Origin of the sequence: Paraburkholderia haematera, assembly GCF_905220975.1 — a bacterium.
In the GTDB taxonomy this organism is placed as follows: domain Bacteria; phylum Pseudomonadota; class Gammaproteobacteria; order Burkholderiales; family Burkholderiaceae; genus Paraburkholderia; species Paraburkholderia haematera.
In genome coordinates, this window is the sequence record NZ_CAJNBK010000002.1 from 192,758 (window position 1) to 213,138 (window position 20,381).

Below are 20,381 nucleotides of genomic sequence, written 5' to 3' on the forward strand. Positions count from 1 at the left end.
GCTTGCTTTCTAAGGATCGGAATTCGACGCTATGCGTCGAACCACACCAGTACCACCGTGACGTTATCCTTGCCGCCATGCTGTTTGGCGAGTTCGACAAGCTGATGGCTGCACGCAACCAGGGTCTCGGGCGTGGCGTTGCGCAGTACGTCTGAAATCTGCTGGTCGTTCACCATACCGTACAGACCGTCTGAGCACAGCAGATAGAGGTCACCCGGCCTCGGCGTGAGCCGGTGCACCTCAGGCTCGACCGCGGGCGACGGGCCGAGCGCCTGCAGCAGCTCGTTGCGACCCGGCAGGTTGACGGTGATGCCCGCGTCGAGCGCCTGTTGATAGAGCGTCTGGTCGCTCGTGATCTGCAGCATCCGGCTATCGCGCCAGCGATAGAGCCGGCTGTCGCCAACATGGAATACCACCATGGTCGCCGAATGAGGCTGGCGCCAGATGCCGGTCATGGTGGTGCCCATGCCGCGACCATCGGGACGCATATCACTGCGATTGATCGCAAAGAGCTGCGCGTTGACGTGTTTGACGGCGCGCGTCGCAGCAGTAATGGCGGGATGCGTGCCTTGCGGCGTGGTGCCGTCTGATTGCGCTGCATGCCGGCCAGGCAACGTGGCATCGGGATCGTCGCGTTGTTCGGTATGAAACGCGCGAGGGTCGAGTTCCGCGATGAACTGATGGAATAGCGCCAGTGCCTCGGTACTCGCCACTTCACCGGCATCGTGACCGCCCATGCCGTCGCACACAATGACCAGACCGAGCGCGTCGTCAACCAGAAAATTGTCTTCGTTGTTACGGCGTACGAGCCCGATATCGGATAGGCCGAATGCGTAACCCGTAGCGAGCCGGTAAGTCTGATTGGACGAAGTGGGTTTCAAGTGAGTGGTGTCGAGTCAATGCGCGCCGGGAGGAGAAAAAGTCTCCTGTTTCAGGTCATTATCCATAATGGCCTATCCGCGTCAACGACAAACGATCGCCTGGTAGTACGGAAAAACGCGAGCACGAAAACGCGGCTCCGATGCCGCGTGTCGGGAAACGCTTGGGAAACGTTTGAGAAACGTTCGGGAAACGTTCAGGAAACGCGTTCAGGCTACGCTGAGCCGCGATACCTTCACTGTGCGGCACGCTCCGGCCTGTCCCGGCGCCGGGCGTGCATCGCGATTCGATGTGTCAGGACGCCTCACGCTCTCCCGAGGGCGATAAACCGTTCCAGATGATGATCCTCATCCCCCAGTTGATGGTCGATCATCACGAGGCGCTTCGCATAGTGAGCGAGCGGCAACTCCCACGTCATGCCGATACCGCCATGCAGCTGAATGCATTCCTCGGCGACCAGCGTCCCAATCCTGCCAATACTATATTTAGCCGCCGACACCGCGCGTTCCCGCACGGTGCGCTCGGCCCCAAGCGCTGCAGCGGCGTTGATCACCGCCGATCGCGCCTGCTCGATCTCGAGCAGCAGATCCGCCATCCGGTGTTGCAATGCCTGGAAGCTGCCGATCGGCACGCCGAACTGTTTGCGTGTGCGCAGGTACTCGAGTGTGTAGTCCTTTGCGACATCCATCGCGCCGACCGCTTCGGCGCACAAGGCAAGCACACCGAAACTGATCGCGTATTCGAGTGTCGCAAACCCTTCGCCGGCCGTGCCGAGCAACGCATCGCCGCCCAGCGCGACGTTGTCGAACGTAACCTCGGCCGCGCGGCCGCCGTCGATCTTGCGGTAGCCGCGCACGCTAACGCCCGCGGCTTCGCGAGGGACCAGAAAAAGCGTGATGCCGGCTTCGGCATCGTCGGCGCCGTTCGTGCGCGCGGAGACGAGAAAGAGGGAAGCGTTTTCGCCCTGCTGGACGACCGCTTTCGCGCCATTCAGCATCCACGTGTTGCCGTTGCGTTCCGCACGTGTGGTCACGCGCGAGTGTTCGTAGTGGCCGTCCGGCTCGCCATGCGCGAGCGCAACGATTTTGGCGCCTGCGATCAGATCGCCAAGCGCGGCCTTTTGCGTTTCATCGCCACCGCGCGTGAGCGCCTGACCGACGATTAGCGTATCGAGAAACGGCTCGACCACGAGGCCCCGACCCAGACTCTCGAAGACAACAGCGATATCGAAGCCGCTACCGCCAAATCCTCCGTCCGTTTCGTCGAACAACGCGCCAATGATGCCGAGTTCCGCGAAGCGGTTCCACAGTTCGGAGCTGAAGCCTTCGGGCGAGCACGCAATCCGGTCGCGCGTGTCGAAACCGTATTGTTCAGTGACAAAACGGTTGAGCGTATCCGCCAGCATGCGGCGGTCTTCGGTGTGCTGGAAATTCATGGCGTTTGCCCCTTACAGTCCCAGGATCATTTTGGAAATGATGTTCTTCTGGATTTCGTTGGAGCCGCCGAAGATCGACAGCTTGCGGTTGTTGAAGTAAAGCGATGCAGCGCTTGCCGCTTCGTCGGGTCCGACTGGTGTGTCTTGGAAACCGTCGTACAAAGCTTCTTCTATGAACGGCTGCGCATACGGTCCCATCGCGCGGCGGGTGAGCGAGGAGATTTCCTGGCGGATTTCCGTGCCGCGAATCTTCAGCATCGAACTCTCGGCGCCCGGTACGCCGCCGCCGGCCACCGCCGCGATCACGCGCAGGTTGGTGGTTTTCATGTTCTCCAGATCGATCTCGACGCGCGCCATGCGTGCCGCGAACGACGGATCGTCCGCCAGCGGCCGGCCGTTGCGCCGCTGTTTCGCGGCGATCTTGCGCAGCCGGTTAAAGGCCGCCACCGAGAAGCCGACGCCCGCGATATTGGTGCGCTCGTACGTGAGCAGGTACTTGGCGTAGGTCCAGCCTTTGTTCGCTTCACCCACGAGGTTTTCAGCCGGTACGCGCACGTCGGTGAAGAACACTTCGTTGACTTCGTGTTCGCCATCGAGGGTGATGATCGGGCGCACGTCGACACCTGGCGTATTTATGTCGATCAGCAGGAAGCTGATGCCTTCCTGCTTGCGCACGTCGGTGGCGGTGCGCACGAGGCAGAAGATCATGTTCGCGTAGTGGCCCAGCGTGGTCCACGTTTTCTGACCGTTGACGATGTAGTGCTCACCTTGTGCGTCGGTGCCGCGTACCGCGGTGGTCTTGACCGATGCGAGGTCCGAGCCCGCGCCCGGTTCCGAGTAGCCTTGGCACCACCAGTCCGAGCCGTCGAGAATTCGCGGCAACCAGTGGCGTTTTTGCGCCTCGCTACCGTATTTGATCAACACCGGTCCCAGCATGTTGACGCCGAACGGCACGACACGCGGTGCCCCCGCCAAGGCGCATTCATTCTCGAAGATGAATTTCTGCACGGCGTTCCAGTCCGGGCCGCCGTACTCCTTCGGCCAATGATTGGCGAGCCAGCCTTGCGCGTTGAGAATCGCGTGCCACTCGGCCATGTCGTCGCGCGTAAGACGGCGGCCGCCGTGTACTTTGCCGGCGAGACGCTGCGGGAGCTTGTCACGCAAAAAACGCAGCACGTCGGCGCGAAAAGCTTCTTCTTCGGGTGTGAAGTTCAGATCCATGGCAGGTTCTTTCCTCGATATTTAACAGTCCGCCGGACCGGGGGCGATCAGACCGCCACCGGTCGAGCATGCTACAAACAGGCTGCCGTCTCAAGCCGGCTGGTTGAGGCTCGCGAAATCGGCACCGCGTTCAACCAGTTCGACCAGCAGCGGCGACGCTTGCCAGAACAGCGGGTCTTCTTTGGCGAACTCGCGGATGTCCGCCAGAATCGTGGCGAGGCCTACCGTATCGGCGTATTTCATCGGACCGCCGCGATAACGCGGAAAACCGTAGCCGTAGAGGAAGGTCACGTCGACATCGAGCGGCCGCAGCGCGATGCCTTCATGCACGACGTTAGCGCCTTCGTTGACCATCGCGGCCATGTAGCGGCGGATAATTTCTTCGTCGGTGAAAGGGCGAGGCGTGATGCCGGCGCGTTCGCGTTCGGCTTCGATGATGGCCTCGACCTCGGGGTCCGCCGTGCCGGTGCGCGAACCTTCGGGGTACAGATAAAAGCCGCGGCCGGTCTTCTGGCCGAACCAGCCGCGTTCGCAAAGCCGGTCGGCGATCTGCACGTAGCGTGCTTGCGGGTTCCGCGTGGCGGCGCGCCGCTTGCGTGAGGCCCAGCCAATGTCGCCGCCCGCCAGATCGACCACCTGGAACGGACCCATCGGGAAGCCGAACGCACGCACGGCTGCATCGATCTGATAGGGCGACGCACCGTCTTCCATCATCGCGTCCGCCGCGCCCCGATACACCGCCAGCACGCGATTGCCGATGAAGCCGTCGCACACGCCGGCACGCACCGGCGTCTTGCGCAGCTTCTTCGCGAGTTCGAACGCGGTGGCGACCACGTCCGCGCTGACCTGTTTCGGCACGACCACTTCCAGCAACTTCATGATGTTGGCGGGGGAGAAGAAGTGCAGGCCGATCACGTCCGCGGGGCGCGAAATGCTGGCCGCAATCGCGTCGATGTCGAGATAGGACGTGTTGGTGGCGAGCACCGCACCGGCTTTGCAGACACGATCGAGTTCGGCGAACACGGCCTTTTTCACCGACAGGTCTTCGAATACGGCTTCGATCACCAGATCGGCGTCAGCGAGTGCGTCGTACGAGGTGCTGCCTTGCCAGCGCGTCATCACGTCGGCTTTCTTCTCCGCACTCATGCGGCCTTTGGCGATCAGGCCGTCGTAGACCTTTTCGATGTGGGCGCGGCCGCGTGCGAGCGACGCGTCGTCGCGTTCGATCATCGTCACCGGCAAGCCGGCATCGAGCACCGCGACGGCGATACCCGCGCCCATTGTGCCGCCGCCCACCACGCCGATCCTGTTCAGAGCACGCGGTTTTGCGTCGCGGGTTTCCGGCGCCTTGAGCACTTCGCGTTCGGCAAAGAACGCGTGAATCAATCCGGCACGCTGCGGGCTGTCGATGCATGCCAGGAACAGCTTGCGTTCGAGCCGCAGGCCGTCTTCGAAAGATTGCTCGACGGCGGCTTCCACAGCATCGACAATTTTGAGCGGAGAAAACAGGCCGCGCGATTTCTTCGCCGTTTCCGTGCGTGCGGTGGCAACGACGGCAAGGCTCGCGGCGCGATCGCTTAGCGCGGCGGCATCGCGCGTGCGCCGCACGGGGGCGTGAGCGGCCAGCAGTTCGTGCACATAGGCGAGTCCTTCAGCGAGGATGTCGTCACTGCTGCCGAGCCGGTCGATGAGGCCGAGCGCGAGCGCTTCTTTCGCGCCGGCGTGGCGCCCGCTCAGGATCAGGTCGAGCGCGGCTTGCGCGCCGATCAGGCGCGGCGTGCGCTGCGTGCCGCCTGCACCCGGAAGCAGGCCGAGTTGCACTTCGGGCAAACCGAGCTTCGCGCCATCCACGGCGAGCCGGTAATGCGCGGCGAGCGCCACTTCCAGGCCGCCGCCGAGCGCGGCGCCGTGAATAGCGGCCACCACCGGTTTCGCGCACGCTTCGATGCGGTTACAGACGTCCGGCAGCGACGGCGGCACCGGTGGCTTGCCGAACTCGCGGATGTCCGCACCCGCGATGAAATTGCGCCCGGCGCCGACGATCAGCACGGCTTCAACGGCGCTGTCGGCATTCGCGGCTTCGATAGCGGCAAGCAGGCCGCGCCGCACGTCGGCGGAGAGGGCGTTGACTGGCGCATGGTCGATCGTGACCAGCAGGACTTTGCCGTGCAATTCGCGCGTCACAACGTCGGCGGAAGGGGTGAGGGTCATCGTGTCGTCTCCTGATTGTCTGTTGCGGGGCCGCGCCCGGCCAAATCGGGGCATACCGGGTCTGGCGAATTCTTGGATTGTGGGGTGGTCAAGGTTTATTGACAATTACATAGACCGTTGACAGACTGTCAAAGTTATTTTGACAAAGACCCGATCATGGACGTCAATTCACTGACCTTGCTGGTCGATATCCTCGATGCGGGCAACCTGAGCGAAGCTGCGCGCCGGTTGAAGATGAGCCGCGCGAACGTGAGCTACCACCTGAACCAGCTGGAGCGTTCGATCGGGCTGCAACTGGTGAGGCGCACCACGCGCCGGGTCGAGCCGACCGAAATCGGTCTGCAGTTATACGAGCATGGGCGCACGATCCAGAATGCGCTGCTGGCCGCGCGCGAATCGGTCACCACGCTCGGGCAGAGCTTGCAGGGGCGGGTCAGGTTGAGTGTGCCGAGCGGCTACGGGCAACTGGTGATGTCGGATTGGCTGATCGCGTTCAAGCGTCTTTATCCGGGCATCGTGCTGGATGTGTTGTTCGAAAATCGCGTTGAGGATCTGATGCGCGACGAGGTCGATATTGCGGTTCGGGTGATGTCCGAGCCGCCGCAGAATCTCGTTGCTCGGGACATGGGGCCGGTGCGATACGTTGCCTGTGCTTCACCGGATTTTGTCGAGAGCCGTGGCATGCCGGTGCGGCTGGACGATTTGCGCACGGCGCCGTTGATTACGTCGGCGGTGGTCGGCAGGCAGTTGCGCGTGGCGGCGTATCTACGCGACGAACGCCACGAGGTGCTGCTTGAGCCGACGATTATTTCCGAGAACTTTCTGTTCTTGCGCCAGGCGGTGCTGGCCGGCTTGGGTGTCGGTCTGGTGCCTGATTATGTGATGCAGGACGACCTGCGCCGTGGGGATGTGGTGACGGCGCTTGATGAATGGCGTTTAAGCGTCTTCGGTACGAATATGTACATGCTCTATATGCCGAATCGTCATCACACGCGTGCGGCGGCGACATTTATCGAGTTCATTCTGGACCAGGCACACGGAAGAGGGCGCTCCGCTTGAACGGCGATGACGTGGAGAACAAAGCAGCACCGGCACCGCCGCCTGACACGCGGCCATGCTTAACAAAACGGCGGAATAGCCGTGCGCCTTGCGGCACATCGACCTTCGGGGGAGACGCAGATGAAATGGACAATCGCATTTCTCGTTCTGTTTGCAATCGCCATTCTCATTGTGCTGGTTTCGCGTCTTCCGGATGAGGAGGCCATCCGCCTTGCCGGTTACGCGGCCACGGCGGGCTTCGCCGCACTGGTCGGCGTTCTGATTCGCTGGCGCGCCAATCGGACCCAACGAAACAAACGCGCCGGGTGAGTACGCGCGCCGGGATTCGCTCGATCGGACGACGAGGTTGTCGGAGGCCCAACGATCCAGGTCAACCTCACCGATTGAGTCAGACGCAAAGAACGTCCGAAAGAACGACCAGTTGCGCGGGCGCGCCCCCACGGGTTTCCGCAGCATACCCATCCGCGAAGCACGCAGTGCGGAGTGGGAGCGAATGACACCTTTGTCACCCGCGCCGAATGTGCGAGAACACAGATTCCAGATGCACCACTACCGTGACTGCGCGGGGGACCCGCTTAAGAACTGGCGGTGTGAGCCGCTTTCTTTTGCCTACTTTTCTTTGCGGCAGGCAAAGAAAAGTAGGTGCCCCCCCGCACAGGGGGAACGCTAATAGACCACTAAGAAAACAAGGCAAGGCCCAAAAATCCAGAACCAACCCCCCATGCTACGATGCACCGCAAACCATCCAGAAAGCCGTCGGAGACACAGATGCACCCAGCGCATGCCACCCGTTTCGATGAACAATTCGCCCCCCGCATAGCCGAAGCAATCGCCGCCTGCTTCGCCACCACGGTACACACCGAAATCCTCCCGTACGGCGGCCACGGCCACCCCACCCGCGTGCGAATCCACGCATCGCCGATCGAGAGCCTCGGCCACTACCCACACCCGTTAAATCTGTTTCTCACCTGGGACAGCGACGAAATCGAACGTCTGATGGGAGCAGAAGGCCCGGCGCGCTTCGCCGGCTACCTTGCAGCACTGCCACGCAAGCTGGAAGCCTGGCGCCACGTGCGCGAACTGGATTTTGTCTCGCACACCCAGGGTGAGCCGACAATATTGATCGGCGGGCTCGACTTCGGGTCTTAGGAAGCCGCCACACCGATCCGGAAAAAGCTCACGCTCTGCACCAGACCCGAGGCCTTGCTCTGCACCGCGTCAGCCGCCGCGGCCGCCTGCTCCACCAAAGCCGCGTTACTCTGCGTCACCTGATCCATCTGCGTGACCGCGTCGTTCACTTCCGCAATGCCCGCTGCCTGATCGACGCTCGCCGTCGCGATCGCCTCGACGATGCGCGTCACGCTGCCCGCGCTTTGCACCACGCCGTCCATCGTATTGCTCGCGTGGTTGATCAGCTGTGTGCCGGCGTCGATTGTGGCTACCGACTCACGAATCAGTGCCTTGATCTCGCGCGCGGCGTCGGCCGAGCGTTGAGCCAGACTGCGCACTTCGCTCGCGACCACCGCGAAGCCGCGCCCTTGCGTGCCGGCACGCGCCGCTTCGACGGCTGCGTTGAGCGCCAGAATGTTGGTCTGCGCGGCGATCGCTTCGACCACGGCGATGATATCGACGATGCGTTTGGATGCCGCGTCGATCTGGCCCATTGTGCGTACCGCGTCGGTCATCACGATGCCGCCGTCGCGCGCCGCCTGTGCAGCCGTTTGCGCGAGGGTGGTGGCCTCGCGTGCGTTGCTGGCGTTGCGCTGAACCGAGTCGGTGAAATGCTGCATCGATGCGGCGGTTTCCTCGAGCGAGGCGGCCTGTTGTTCGGTGCGCGCAGATAGATCCAGGTTGCCCGCGGCGATCTCCTGCGTCGCTGAGGAGATGGTGTTCGCGCCTTCACGAATCTCGCTGACGATATGCCGCAAGCGCTGATTCATTTCGTTGAGCGCGACCAGCAACTGGCCGGTTTCGTCACGGCTCGCCACGGCGACGTCGGCGCGCAGATCGCCTGCCGCAACCGCTTGCGCGACCCCCACCGCCTGCCTGACCGGCAACGTGATGCTGCGGCTCAGGAACCAGATCGCGAACGTACCCACGCCGAGCGAGCCGATCACGACCGACAGAAGCAGCACGCTGGCGAGCGTGTACGCGTGTTCCGCAGCCTCGCCCGTGCGCGCGTTCGAGTCTTGCGCCTGTTGCATCACCGAGGCGACGATGTCGTCGATCGCGGCGGTCGGCGCGCGGTCGATACCTTTGACCAGACCGTCCACCACGTGTGCCGTATTCGGATCGGCCGCGTCATAGCGTTTGAGCGCGTCGAGGTAGCTGTCCTGCAGCGACGCATGCGTGGCGAGCGCCTTGTCGACGCCGTCGACTTTGGCACCCAATGCACTCAGTTGATCTTTCAATCGCAGCAATGCGGCGTGCGTCGTGCCGCTCTCCTTGCTGAAGGCGTCGCGGTATTTAGCGAACGCAGCCGGATCGGTGCCGCGCAGCAGCAGGTCTTTCCATTCCTGCACCTGCTTTTTGAATTCGACCTGCGCGACGCGTGCCGTGTCGGCGGCTTGCGCATACTGGCCAAGCGTTTGCGCGGACTGGATTTGCAACGCATGGGTATTCGACAATGCATGCCAGCCTTCCAGGCCGACCACGATCGTCGCGGCGAGCAGCACCGCGCCGAGCAGCGCCAACTTAACGGCGATCTTCAGATTTCTATAGAACGTCACTGCGATTTCCTTTGGTGTACCTTAGTCCAGCTTGAATTGCGTGACGGCACTGGCAAGGCTCACCGCCTGGCTTTGCAACGCGGCGGCGGCCGCCGTGGATTCCTCGACCAGTGCGGCGTTCTGCTGAACCATTTCGTCGAGTTGGCTGACCGCGCGGTTGACTTCCTGAATGCCGCGCGTTTGCTCGTTGGCCGCCTGAGTGATTTCGGAAATGATGGTCGTCACGTTGGCGACGTTGCTGACGATCTCCGTCATCGTCTCGCCGGCCTGGCGGACCTGGCCCGAGCCGGAAGTCACGCTCGCCACGGTCGATTCGATCAGCGCCTTGATTTCCTTCGCCGCCTGGGCGCTGCGTTGCGCGAGGCTGCGAACCTCGCCGGCCACCACGGCGAAGCCGCGGCCCTGTTCGCCGGCGCGCGCCGCTTCAACCGCCGCGTTCAACGCGAGGATGTTGGTCTGGAACGCAATGCCGTCGATCACGCCGATGATGTCGGAGATCTTCACCGACGCCTGCTCGATCTCGCCCATCGTCGTAATCACGTCAGAGATCACCACGCCGCCGCGCGAAGCGACCCGCGATGCGGAGACGGCGGTATCGTCGGCCTGCTTCGCGGCGCTGGCCGACTGCGTAACCGTCGAGGTGATTTCTTCCATCGACGCAGCGGTTTGTTGCAGGCTGGCCGCCGCGGATTCGGTGCGGCCCGACAGATCGACGTTGCCCGCGGCGATTTCATTGGCGGCCACGCGCACCGATTCGCTGGCGTCGCGAATCTGGCGCATGACGTGGCTGAGCTTGTCGATGAAGGTATTGAACGAGCGCGCGATCTGCGCCACTTCGTCGTTGCCGGCGGCCGGCAGGCGTTGTGTCAGATCGCCTTCGCCGGAGCCGATTGCGTCCATCGCGTCGCGTACTTTTGACAGGCGCTGGAACGACACGGCGGTGACCGCGGCCACGATCGCGGCGGCGATAACGGCAATCACGATCAAGGCAATGACCGAGGCGGTCAGCAGCGATCGCATGCCCGCGGTCGCTTCCGATTTGTCGAGCGCGACCACCGCGTACCAGTCGGTGCCGGGAATGGTCTCGGCGCGCAGCAGCTTCGTGCTGCCGTTCACGTCCACTTCAACCGGATGCCCGGCGCTGAAGAGCGCGGCCAGCTTGTCGCCGGCAAGAGCGGGTGCGAGGTCCGACACCGGCTTCAAGGTCAGCTTGCCGTCCGGGTGCGCGACGATATGGCCGCTCGCGTCGATCAACATGCCGAAACTCGCGGGCGTCGGATGAATCGCCTTGACGTTGGCGATCACGCTGTCCATCGCGACGTCGCCGGACACCACGCCTTTCACCACGCCGTCGCGCACCACGGGCGCGGCAAACGCGACCACCAGCTTGCCCGTGCCCACATCCACATACGGCGGCGTCACCACTGGCTTGCCCGCAGCGGCGGCCTGCTTGTACCAGGGACGGCCAGTCGGATCGTAGTCGGGCGGGATGCCGGTCGGGTCGGAGAACTTCGCGGTCTTGTCCGCGTAGCCGACGTATACGTTGGTGAACTTGCCGGCTGCGGCGATCTGCTTCAACGCGGCGGACGGATCGGGTTGCAGAACGGCTTCCTGCAGCGAGTTGATCATCTGGCTATTCGTGGCGATCCAGTCTTCGATACCGTCTGCATGACCGCTTTCGACAGCGTTCAGGCTGCTTTCGATGGCATCGGCGTTATACGAGTTGGCGACGACATAGTTGAGAACCGCGTTAGCAGCGAGCGCAACCACAACGATGGCGACGCACAGGGCGACGATGCGCGCGCGAATGGAGGAGAACATGTCGGGAGTCTTTCGGAGTAAGCAGTGAGCCGTAGTCGGTGAGGCGGGGGCCTCACACGCGGTATACGGCGTGGGCAGGGGGGACTTGAGCGGGTAATGCTTTCAGTTTCTGACGGCGGCCGGCAACGCCGCTTGTGGCGGCGCGCCGCGATGCTACATTTTTTTTTCGCGCGGCGCGGGGTTTTCAATGGATGCCGAAACAGCGCCCGGCAGTGAATTGCAGGGCGCTGTATTTGTATGACGATAACGATGGGTATGACGCTATGCGAGGCTATGTGTCGAGGCAGGCAGATGGTTTCACATCACCGGAGAATGCAGATGATGCGGATGGTCGAGCGTCTCGCCCACGATGCGCAGCGCCTCTTCGCATTCGTCGCGCGTCTTCGAGCCGCCGAGGCACACGCGCATTGCGTTCGGCGGATTTCCGTCGGTGGAGAAGGCCGCCCCCGCAACGGCGGCAATGCCCTGGTTGCGCAGTTGCAATGCAAGTTCGGAAGTACTCCAGCCGCTTTCGGGCGGTACCGGCAACCACAAATGAAAGCCGTCCGGATGGGCTTCGTAAGGCCTCGCTTCGAGCATGCGCGATGCAATCGCCTGACGTGCGCGTGATTCATTGCGGATCGCGTTGAGCATATCGAGCGCGGTGCCGTCGACGATCCATTGCGTCGCGAGCGTGACCGTAAACGGACTTGCCATCACCGTTGTAGCACGCAACGCGCCGGCGAGGCGTTGCGTTTGCCTGGCAGTCGGCGCGTGCAGATGCGCCACTCGCAAACCGGCGCCGAGACTCTTCGATAAACCCGTCACGTAGTAGGTCAGTTCGGGCGCGAAGCTCGCGAGCGCATCGGGCGCACTCTGCGGCAGCATCGCATACGCATCGTCTTCGATGATCGGGACGCTGTAGCGCAACGCGACGTCGGCGAGCGCCTCGCGTCGTTTGTGCGTGAGCGTTAGCGTGCTTGGGTTCTGCAGCGTCGGATTGCAATAGAACGCGCTCGGCTTGTCGGTCTTACAGAGCGCTTCGAAGGCGTGAGCGAGCGGACCTTCGTCGTCGCGCGGCAGGGCTTGCAGACGCACGCCGAGCTGCGCGGCAATTGCCTTGATGCCGGGGTAAGCCAGCGTGTCGAGACAGATCGTGCCGCCGGGCCGCGCCAACTGCGAGACGAGCGCTACCAGCGCGCTATGAATGCCGGGGCACACCAGCACGTTCTGCGCGTCGCAATGCGGCACGCGACGCTTCAGCCATTCGGCGCCCGCGTCCTTGTCGGCGGCCGAGCCGCCGAAGTCCTGATAGCGCAGCAACTGATAGGGATCGCTGCCGCTCATCAGGTGCGCTGCCGAGTCGCGCAAACGGGCCGCGTAATCGGGCGGCTCGGGTGGCGTATTCATCGACATCTCGATGCTGCTTCCTCCGGCAAGTGGCAAGGTAGCGGTTCGGCCACGCACGAAGGTGCCGCTGCCCGCGCGCGAATCGAGCAAGCCGCGCTTGCGCGCTTCCGCATAGGCGCGCGCCACCGTCGTGTAGTTCAGCGCAAGTTCTTCGGCCAGATCGCGTAGTCCCGGCAAGCGGTCGCGCGGACGCAGGCGGCCGGTGGCGAGATCCTCTTCGATCAGATCGGGAATCGCAAGGTAGGCCGGCTTGCGGATGTCGGCGAGGCGTTTGATCCAGTGATGTGTCGGGCTGCTCATTGATAGCCTTCGGCTAGGGGTGAAGATCATTGATCGCATCCGGATGCGATCAATGATCGGATTGATCGTCCGTGGTGAATGAGTGCACCACGCCGACTCGTCTCAGCGGGAAAATCGCACTCGGCTGGTGCGATATCGCGGGGTTCAGGGCGATTGCATGCGACGCCCCGGCTATATGCAACCTTCGCGCCAAAAAAATTTTCGAGTCGCATGTCGAATCGAGGCGGAATTGATTGCTGATTGATCGCATTTGCGTGATCGATCAATGGCACGGCGGTTGCATTAAGAGAAGCGCGCACGGATTGAATGCGCCATCTTTTATTTAGCAAACCTGATCGGAGAGTGTCATGCCAGCCGTCAACAAACCGCTGCATCAGAAAGGCGATTACCTTGTCGACTACGAAGAGAAAGTCTTCGAAGACGTGAAGGCCGAACCTGGCGAGAAGGCGCTCGTCACATTTCATACGGTAGCGTTCGAGGGATCGATCGGCTTCGTCAATCTGTTGCAGGCCACGCGTTTGCAGCGCAAGGGCTTCGAGACGTCAGTGCTGCTTTACGGGCCGGGCGTTACGCTCGGTCTGCAACGCGGCTTTCCGACGCTTGGCGACGAAGCGTTCCCTGGCCACCTGAACTTCAACAAGCAACTGATGAAGTTCATGGAAGAGGGCGGCAAGGTGTACGCCTGCCGCTTCGCGCTACAAGCCTTGTATGGGCACGGCGAGGCCTCGCTGATCGAAGGCATCCGTCCGATCAGTCCGCTCGACGTGCTGGATATTCAGTTGCTTCATCGCAAGGACAACGCACTGATCATCCACACATGGACGGTTTGACGAAAGGCGGGTGACCACTATGTCCGACAAACGCATCGTGCGTGCCGCCGCGGTCCAGATCGCCCCGGACTTCGAACGCAGCGGCGGAACCCTCGAGAAGGTGTGCGAGGCCATCGAGCAAGCGGCGCGCGAAGGCGTGCAACTGATCGTGTTCCCCGAAACCTTCGTGCCGTACTACCCGTACTTTTCTTTCGTGCGTCCGCCGGTTGCGTCCGGCGCCGATCACATGAAGCTCTACGAGGAAGCCGTGATCGTGCCGGGCCCGGTGACGCAGGCGGTGGCCGAGCGGGCGCGTTTGCATCGGATGGTGGTGGTGCTCGGCGTCAATGAGCGCGATCACGGCAGCCTCTACAACACGCAGTTGATCTTCGACGTGGACGGCCAACTGATACTCAAGCGTCGCAAGATCACGCCGACGTTTCATGAGCGGATGATCTGGGGGCAGGGCGACGCGGCCGGTTTGAAAGTCGCGCAAACGGCGGTGGCGCGCGTCGGCGCGCTCGCCTGCTGGGAGCATTACAACCCGCTCGCGCGTTATGCCTTGATGACGCAGCACGAAGAGATTCATTGCAGCCAATTTCCCGGCTCGCTGGTGGGGCCGATCTTCGCCGATCAGATCGAAGTAACGATCCGGCATCACGCATTGGAGTCGGGTTGCTTCGTGGTCAATGCGACGGGCTGGCTGACCGAGGCGCAGATTGCATCGGTCACACCCGATACGAATTTGCAGAAGGCGCTGCGCGGCGGCTGTAACACCGCAATCGTGTCGCCGGAGGGACAGCATCTGGCGCAGCCGCTGCGTGAGGGCGAAGGCATGGTGATCGCCGATCTCGACATGGCGCTGATCACCAAGCGCAAACGCATGATGGATTCGGTCGGCCACTACGCGCGGCCGGAATTGCTGAGTCTTGCGATCAACCGGCGGCCGGCGGAAACCGTCGCGCCGATGCCGGCCTGGTCCAGTGCTTCGAGCACGGGTTTCAATTCAAACGAGGGATGGCGCGATGAACTCCAGCGAGACACTGTCGGCAGCGAGCCGGCAATTGATGACTGAATTGCAGTCGGCCGGCTTGCGGCTCGTGTCTCCGGATGCGGGCGCCGCGAGCCGGCGTGGCGGCGCGGGACCGTCGGACCACAAAGCGGTGACGGTGGACGGCGTGACGATCATGGTGCCGGTGCATACGAGCACCGCCTGGCACTCGCCGTTCGTCGCACAGACGCCGGATGCAAATGGCTCGAGTGCCTTGCTGCGCGGCACGATTCGGATTGCCAATATCAGCTTTCCCAAAGCCCCGCGCTTCTACGGCATGCAGACGCTCGACGGCGTACCTTACTCGCACATTGCCGCGCTGCATAGTGCGGACGTGCTGGCCACAACGGTGCTGCAAACCTGCATCCGTTACGAGAGTCGCCGCAAGAGTTGCAAGTTCTGCGCGATTGGGCAATCGCTCGCGGCAGGCCGCACGATTGCGCGCAAGACGCCGGAGCAATTGGCCGAAGTGGCACGGGCAGCCGTATTGCTCGACGGCGTCAAGCATATGGTGCTGACCACCGGCACGCCGCCCACGTCCGATCGCGGCGCGCAGATCCTGTGCGAAAGCGCATTCGCCATCAAAGCGGCGGTCGATCTGCCGATCCAGGCGCAATGCGAGCCACCCGACGACGACCGCTGGTTCGCGCGCATGAAAGCAAGTGGCATCGATACGCTCGGCATGCATCTCGAAGTGGTGACGCCCGCATTGCGTGAACGCATCATGCCGGGCAAAGCGAGCGTGCCGTTGGCTCGCTACATGGAAGCGTTCAAGGCGGCAGTTGCTGTGTTCGGACGCGGTCAGGTGAGTACGTACATACTCGCCGGTCTTGGCGATAGCGCGGCGGCGATTCTGGCCATGTCGCGCGAGCTGATTGAACTCGGTGTCTATCCCTTCGTTGTGCCGTTTGTGCCGATCAGCGGCACGCCGCTCGAGGACCATCCCGCGCCCACGCCTGAATTCATGAAGTCGGTTTTGCAGCCGCTTGGCGGCATGCTCAACGCCGCTGCAATGCGTTCAAGCGATATCAAGGCCGGTTGCGGTAAATGCGGCGCGTGTTCGTCGTTGTCGTCGTACGAGGAGTGATCATGTTCGGTGAAGCGATTGCAGGCGAGGCGCTTGACGGCGAAGTGGGTTTCGCACCCTATGCGCCGAGCGAATTCCGCATCAAGTGGACAACGCTGGATTGGGAAGCCGACGAAGCGTACAAGCTGCGGCGCGCGGTGTTCTGCATCGAGCAGGGCATTTTTGTCGGCGACGATCGGGACGATATCGACCTGCATGCGCGGCAGCTTGTGGCCGTGAGTTGTGTCGCCGGCATGCCGGAGCAGGTGGTCGGTACGGTGCGGATTCATCGCAACGAGGGCAGCGTGTGGTTCGGTTCGCGTCTTGCCGTACATGCCGCGTTTCGCCGCCACGGAAAAATTGGCGCGACGTTGATTCGTCTCGCCGTGAGCAGTGCCCATGCGCTCGGTTGCGAGACGTTTCTCGCCCATGTGCAGAGCCAGAACGTGCCGCTCTTTTGCGCGATGCATTGGGACGTGCTTGCCGAGGAAACATTGTTGGGTCGGCCGCATCATCTGATGCGGGCGCAGTTGAACTGGTATCCGCCATGTGTGACGCCGTATAGCGGCTTCGTGACTCATACGCAATCGCACAGCGCGGCCTCCGCACGGAGCGCGGCATGAACAGCGTGGCCGATCTCGTTGCCAGCCTGCGCGAGAGTCGCGGGTTTCGGCATAAGACGGATATCGTCGATGTGGTCGGCTCACTCGCACGGCATCTGCCTGGCGGCACGCAGGGTCTCGCGCAGGCCGTCGCACTTGGTGACGACTGCGCGGCCATTGCCGATGGCGATGGCTACCTGCTGTTCGCCATCGAAGGCATGGTCAGCGATTTCGTGAGCGCGATGCCGTGGTTCGCCGGCTACAGCAGCGTGATGGTCAACGTTAGCGATATCTACGCGATGGGCGGGCGGCCGCTGGCGGTGGTCGATGCGCTATGGAGTCGAGGCGTCGATGCGGCCGAGGACGTGCTTGCGGGCATGGCGGCGGCCTCCGTCGCTTATGGCGTGCCGATAGTCGGCGGTCATACCAATACGCGCAGCGATGCGGCGCAACTTGCGGTGTCGATTGTGGGGCGTGCGAAAGCGCTGCTGTCGAGTTTCAATGCGAAGCCCGGCGATCGCTTGATGATGGCCGTCGATTTGCGCGGCCGCTTCGAGGAACCGTATCCGTTCTGGAATGCATCGGTGGATGCGCCACCTGAACGTTTGAGGGCGGATCTCGAACTGCTTCCGCAATTGGCGGAAAGTGGCTTATGCAATGCGGCGAAGGACATCAGCATGGCCGGCACACTCGGCACGGCGCTGATGTTGCTCGAATGCTCACGGGTGGGCGCGCGGATCGATCTCGCGAGTATTCCTAAGCCTGCGGACGTTTCCTTGTCACGTTGGGTCACCGCATTTCCGAGCTTCGGCTATCTGTTATCAGTGAGGGAAGAGAAGGTGGACGCCGTCCAGGCGCAGTTCGATTCGCGTTTACTCGCTTGCGCCGTGATCGGTTCGGTCGACGCGACGTGTGAGGTGGTTTTGCGTCAACACGATGAGGTCGCGGTGTTGTGGGATTTTAACCGGGAGCCGTTCATGGTCGCGAAGGACGGTCCGCGATGAATTCGTTGCGTATCGCGTTGCTGACGCATTCGGTCAATCCGCGTGGCGGCGTAGTGCACACGCTTGAACTGGCGACTGCGTTGACCGCGCTCGGTCATGACGTGACCGTCTTTGCGCCGGCCGTGCCGGGTGAGACGTTGTTTCGCCTGCCGCCGTGCCGCGTGGTCTATGCACCAATCACGCTGTCGCAGTCCGGCACGGTAGCGATGGTGGAGGCGAGGATTGACGCATTCAGGCAGACGTTGATGGAACACGACGCTTGGTCGTTCGATGTGCTGCACGCGCAGGACAGTATCAGCGGCAACGCACTCGCCGATCTGAGAGCGCAAGGGCTCATTCGCGGTTTCATGCGTACCGTTCATCACCTTGATCATTTCGACGATCCACGTCTCGCCGCATGGCAGCGGCGGGCGTACGAGGATGCGGAGCAAGTGCTGTGCGTGAGCGATACGTGGACACACGAGATGCATTCGACTTTCGGCATTGCCGCGGTGACCGTGCCGAACGGCGTCGACATCGCGCGCTTTACGCCTGACGAGGATGCACACGACGCGCATATCAAACGGTGCCTGGGCATCGATGGTGGCCCGCTCGTACTTTCAGTGGGCGGTATCGAAGCGCGCAAGAACACACTCGCCCTGCTCGAAGCGTTCGCGTTGGTGCTGCGCACGTTGCCGGGCGCGCAACTTGTGATTGCCGGCGGTGCCAGCCTGCTCGACCACGACGCCTACGCGCGCGGCGTGCTTAAGCGCGCGGCAGAGTTGGGGTTGTCGATTGGCCCAGACGAAAGCGTGGTCGTGACCGGGCCGCTCGAAGACGCCGCAATGCCCGCGCTCTTTCGCAGCGCGGACGTGTTGTCGATGGTGTCGTTGCGGGAGGGCTTCGGCCTGGTGGTGCTGGAGGCGCTTGCCAGCGGCACGCCGGTGGTTGCCTCGGCAATCGCACCGTTCACCGAATACCTCGACGACACCACCTGTTACTGGGCAAATCCGGCCGATGTCGGGTCGATAGCGACGGCCTTGCTACACGCTCTCAGCGACAACGGTGGCCGTATTGATTTCGACGGGGCTGTGCCTGTGTTACTCGCACGCTTTAGCTGGGCGGCAAGCGCACGGCGTCACGTCGACGTGTACCGCCAATTGCTTGCAACGCGCGCTTTAGCTATTTATTGATCGATTGAGGATTTGCTATGCCTGTCATGCATTTTCGGATTCAGTGGCCCGATGGCGATGAAGCGAACTGTTATTCGCCGTCGCTCGTCATCGGCGATTTCTTCACACCTGGCGAGGCCTACGCGCTGGACGATTTCGTCGATCGTTCGCGGCAGGCGTTAGGTATCGCTTCGGAGCGCGTGCGCGAGAAGTACGGTTTTGCCTGCTCGGCGGCGATGGACCAGCTCGCGCAGATCGAACGCGATGCCGAGCGTTTTCGCGATCGGCCCGAGGCGACCGTCAAGGTTATCGAATTCAGCTAGGCGCTTATTTTTGCAGAGGACGCATCATGTCGAAATCAATCCATCATGGGTGCGCCGACGGGCATTACAGCGTGCTCGTCGTCGGCGGCGGGCAGGCGGGCCTGTCGGTCAGCTATTACCTCAAGCAGGCCCGCATCGACCATCTGGTTGTGGAAAAGAACACGGTGACGCATACGTGGCGCCAGCAACGCTGGGACGCGTTTTGTCTCGTGACGCCGAACTGGCAGTGTGCGTTGCCCGGCTACCCCTACCCGGGCGACGATCCGCACGGGTTCATGAAGAAGCAGGAAATCATCGACTATCTTGACGGCTTCATCGCGCACGTCGAAGCACCGGTGATCGAGCACGCGGAAGTCAAACGCGTGAAGCAGCGCGACGATGGCATCTTTACGATCGTGACCACGCAGGGCGATTTCACCGCGGATCAGGTCGTGGTCGCCTCGGGTGGCTATCACACGCCGATCGTGCCGCGTCTCGCCGAGCGCTTGCCAGCAAGCATCGTGCAGTTGCAATCGTCGGCGTACCGGAATCCCCAAACCTTGCCCGAAGGCGCGATCATGGTGGTCGGCACGGGGCAATCCGGCGCGCAGATTGCGGAGGACCTGCATCTGGCCGGGCGCAAGGTGGTGCTCGCGGTCGGTGAGGCGCCGCGCTGCGCGCGTTTCTATCGGGGGCGCGACGTGGTCGATTGGCTCGCCGACATGCAGTACTACGACATGCCGGTCGAAAAGCATCCCTTGCGCGAAGGTGTGCGCGACAACACCAATCACTACGTGACCGGCCGCGACGGCGGTCGCGACATCGATCTGCGCAAGTTCGCCACCGAAGGCATGGAGCTGTACGGCCGGCTCGACGATCTGCGCGACGGGCAATTCCATTTCGCACCGACACTCGCCGCCAATCTCGACACGGCGGACGATACGTATAACCGCATCAACGCGAGCATCGACGGTTTCATTGAAAAGCATGGTATCGGCGCGCCGGCGGGTGATGTCTACGAACCCGTCTGGCGGCCGGCCGAAGAACGTACGACGCTCGATCTCCACACTAGCGGCATTTCGGCAATTATCTGGTGCATCGGTTTTACGCCGGACTTTAGCTGGCTCGACGCGCCGGTGTTCAACGGTCGCGGTTATCCGGCGCATACCCGTGGCATTACGCCGATCGACGGTTTGTATTTCGTCGGCCTGCCGTGGCTGCATACGTGGGGATCGGGGCGCTTCTCAGGGGTCGCGCGCGATGCCGAGTTCGTCGTGCAGGCGATTCGAGAGAAAACGCGAGAGCGTGAGTCGGTCAGGGCGGCTGTGGCGGCTTGAGACTACGGCTTATTC

At 62.5% G+C, this 20,381-nt stretch carries 18 protein-coding genes; 11 read left to right on the forward strand and 7 right to left on the reverse strand.

Features of this window, described 5'->3' with window-relative positions; translation table 11 throughout:
• Positions 1-29 precede the first annotated feature (29 nt).
• The 4 genes from KHO23_RS05265 to KHO23_RS05280 form a co-directional block, all read right to left on the reverse strand.
• On the reverse strand, positions 30-881 hold the full coding sequence (locus tag KHO23_RS05265; protein ID WP_211609982.1) for a PP2C family protein-serine/threonine phosphatase: 852 nt from the start codon (positions 879-881) through the stop codon (positions 30-32).
• Positions 882-1,183: 302 nt separating this feature from the next.
• Positions 1,184-2,314, reverse strand: coding sequence for an acyl-CoA dehydrogenase family protein (locus tag KHO23_RS05270; RefSeq protein ID WP_211609983.1), 1,131 nt, complete (start codon positions 2,312-2,314; stop codon positions 1,184-1,186).
• A 12-nt stretch (positions 2,315-2,326) separates the two neighbouring features.
• Positions 2,327-3,535 carry an acyl-CoA dehydrogenase family protein gene (locus tag KHO23_RS05275; RefSeq protein ID WP_211609984.1) on the reverse strand — a complete coding sequence of 403 codons (1,209 nt, stop codon included), beginning with the start codon at positions 3,533-3,535 and terminating at the stop codon, positions 2,327-2,329.
• A gap of 90 nt (positions 3,536-3,625) precedes the next feature.
• Positions 3,626-5,746 (reverse strand): 3-hydroxyacyl-CoA dehydrogenase NAD-binding domain-containing protein, encoded by a 2,121-nt coding sequence (locus KHO23_RS05280; protein ID WP_211609985.1) that lies wholly within the window; start codon positions 5,744-5,746, stop codon positions 3,626-3,628.
• A gap of 156 nt (positions 5,747-5,902) precedes the next feature.
• Between KHO23_RS05280 and KHO23_RS05285 the strand changes: the two genes are divergently transcribed.
• From KHO23_RS05285 to KHO23_RS05295, 3 genes are all read left to right on the forward strand, one after another.
• On the forward strand, positions 5,903-6,805 hold the full coding sequence (locus tag KHO23_RS05285) for a LysR family transcriptional regulator (protein ID WP_211609986.1): 903 nt from the start codon (positions 5,903-5,905) through the stop codon (positions 6,803-6,805).
• 120 nt (positions 6,806-6,925) lie between these two features.
• A complete protein-coding gene (locus KHO23_RS05290) occupies positions 6,926-7,114 on the forward strand; it encodes a hypothetical protein (protein WP_211609987.1) in 189 nt (62 codons plus the stop codon).
• Between the two features lie 459 nt (positions 7,115-7,573).
• Complete coding sequence (locus tag KHO23_RS05295) at positions 7,574-7,954, forward strand: DUF5594 family protein (protein ID WP_211609988.1); 381 nt, start codon at positions 7,574-7,576, stop codon at positions 7,952-7,954.
• Here KHO23_RS05295 and KHO23_RS05300 read toward each other — a convergent pair.
• The 3 genes from KHO23_RS05300 to KHO23_RS05310 form a co-directional block, all read right to left on the reverse strand.
• Positions 7,951-9,534, reverse strand: a complete 1,584-nt coding sequence (locus KHO23_RS05300; protein ID WP_211609989.1) for a methyl-accepting chemotaxis protein — start codon at positions 9,532-9,534, stop codon at positions 7,951-7,953. The two genes, KHO23_RS05295 and KHO23_RS05300, sit on opposite strands and share 4 nt — an antisense overlap.
• A 21-nt stretch (positions 9,535-9,555) precedes the next feature.
• Entirely contained in the window at positions 9,556-11,355 is a 1,800-nt protein-coding gene (locus tag KHO23_RS05305; RefSeq protein WP_211609990.1) for a methyl-accepting chemotaxis protein, read from the reverse strand.
• Positions 11,356-11,652: 297 nt separating this feature from the next.
• Positions 11,653-13,044, reverse strand: coding sequence for an aminotransferase-like domain-containing protein (locus KHO23_RS05310; RefSeq protein ID WP_211609991.1), 1,392 nt, complete (start codon positions 13,042-13,044; stop codon positions 11,653-11,655).
• A gap of 347 nt (positions 13,045-13,391) precedes the next feature.
• Here KHO23_RS05310 and KHO23_RS05315 point away from each other — a divergent pair, with 347 nt between their 5' ends.
• Genes KHO23_RS05315 through KHO23_RS05350 form a run of 8 tightly spaced genes read left to right on the forward strand, consistent with a single transcriptional unit; the run spans position 13,392 to position 20,366 of the window.
• Positions 13,392-13,874, forward strand: a complete 483-nt coding sequence (locus tag KHO23_RS05315) for an MSMEG_0572/Sll0783 family nitrogen starvation response protein (protein ID WP_054040483.1) — start codon at positions 13,392-13,394, stop codon at positions 13,872-13,874.
• Between the two features lie 19 nt (positions 13,875-13,893).
• Positions 13,894-14,928 carry a Nit6803 family nitrilase gene (locus KHO23_RS05320; RefSeq protein WP_211609992.1) on the forward strand — a complete coding sequence of 345 codons (1,035 nt, stop codon included), beginning with the start codon at positions 13,894-13,896 and terminating at the stop codon, positions 14,926-14,928.
• Positions 14,921-15,991 carry an MSMEG_0568 family radical SAM protein gene (locus tag KHO23_RS05325; RefSeq protein WP_211610350.1) on the forward strand — a complete coding sequence of 357 codons (1,071 nt, stop codon included), beginning with the start codon at positions 14,921-14,923 and terminating at the stop codon, positions 15,989-15,991. Before KHO23_RS05320 ends, KHO23_RS05325 begins: the two co-directional genes overlap by 8 nt.
• A gap of 2 nt (positions 15,992-15,993) precedes the next feature.
• Positions 15,994-16,593, forward strand: coding sequence for an MSMEG_0567/Sll0786 family nitrogen starvation N-acetyltransferase (locus KHO23_RS05330; RefSeq protein WP_211609993.1), 600 nt, complete (start codon positions 15,994-15,996; stop codon positions 16,591-16,593).
• A complete protein-coding gene (locus KHO23_RS05335; protein ID WP_211609994.1) occupies positions 16,590-17,576 on the forward strand; it encodes a sll0787 family AIR synthase-like protein in 987 nt (328 codons plus the stop codon). Before KHO23_RS05330 ends, KHO23_RS05335 begins: the two co-directional genes overlap by 4 nt.
• Positions 17,573-18,748, forward strand: coding sequence for an MSMEG_0565 family glycosyltransferase (locus tag KHO23_RS05340; RefSeq protein WP_211609995.1), 1,176 nt, complete (start codon positions 17,573-17,575; stop codon positions 18,746-18,748). Before KHO23_RS05335 ends, KHO23_RS05340 begins: the two co-directional genes overlap by 4 nt.
• Positions 18,749-18,765: 17 nt before the next feature.
• Positions 18,766-19,050 (forward strand): MSMEG_0570 family nitrogen starvation response protein, encoded by a 285-nt coding sequence (locus KHO23_RS05345; RefSeq protein ID WP_211609996.1) that lies wholly within the window; start codon positions 18,766-18,768, stop codon positions 19,048-19,050.
• Positions 19,051-19,076: 26 nt separating this feature from the next.
• Positions 19,077-20,366, forward strand: coding sequence for an MSMEG_0569 family flavin-dependent oxidoreductase (locus tag KHO23_RS05350; RefSeq protein WP_211609997.1), 1,290 nt, complete (start codon positions 19,077-19,079; stop codon positions 20,364-20,366).
• The last annotated feature ends 15 nt before the right edge of the window (positions 20,367-20,381 follow it).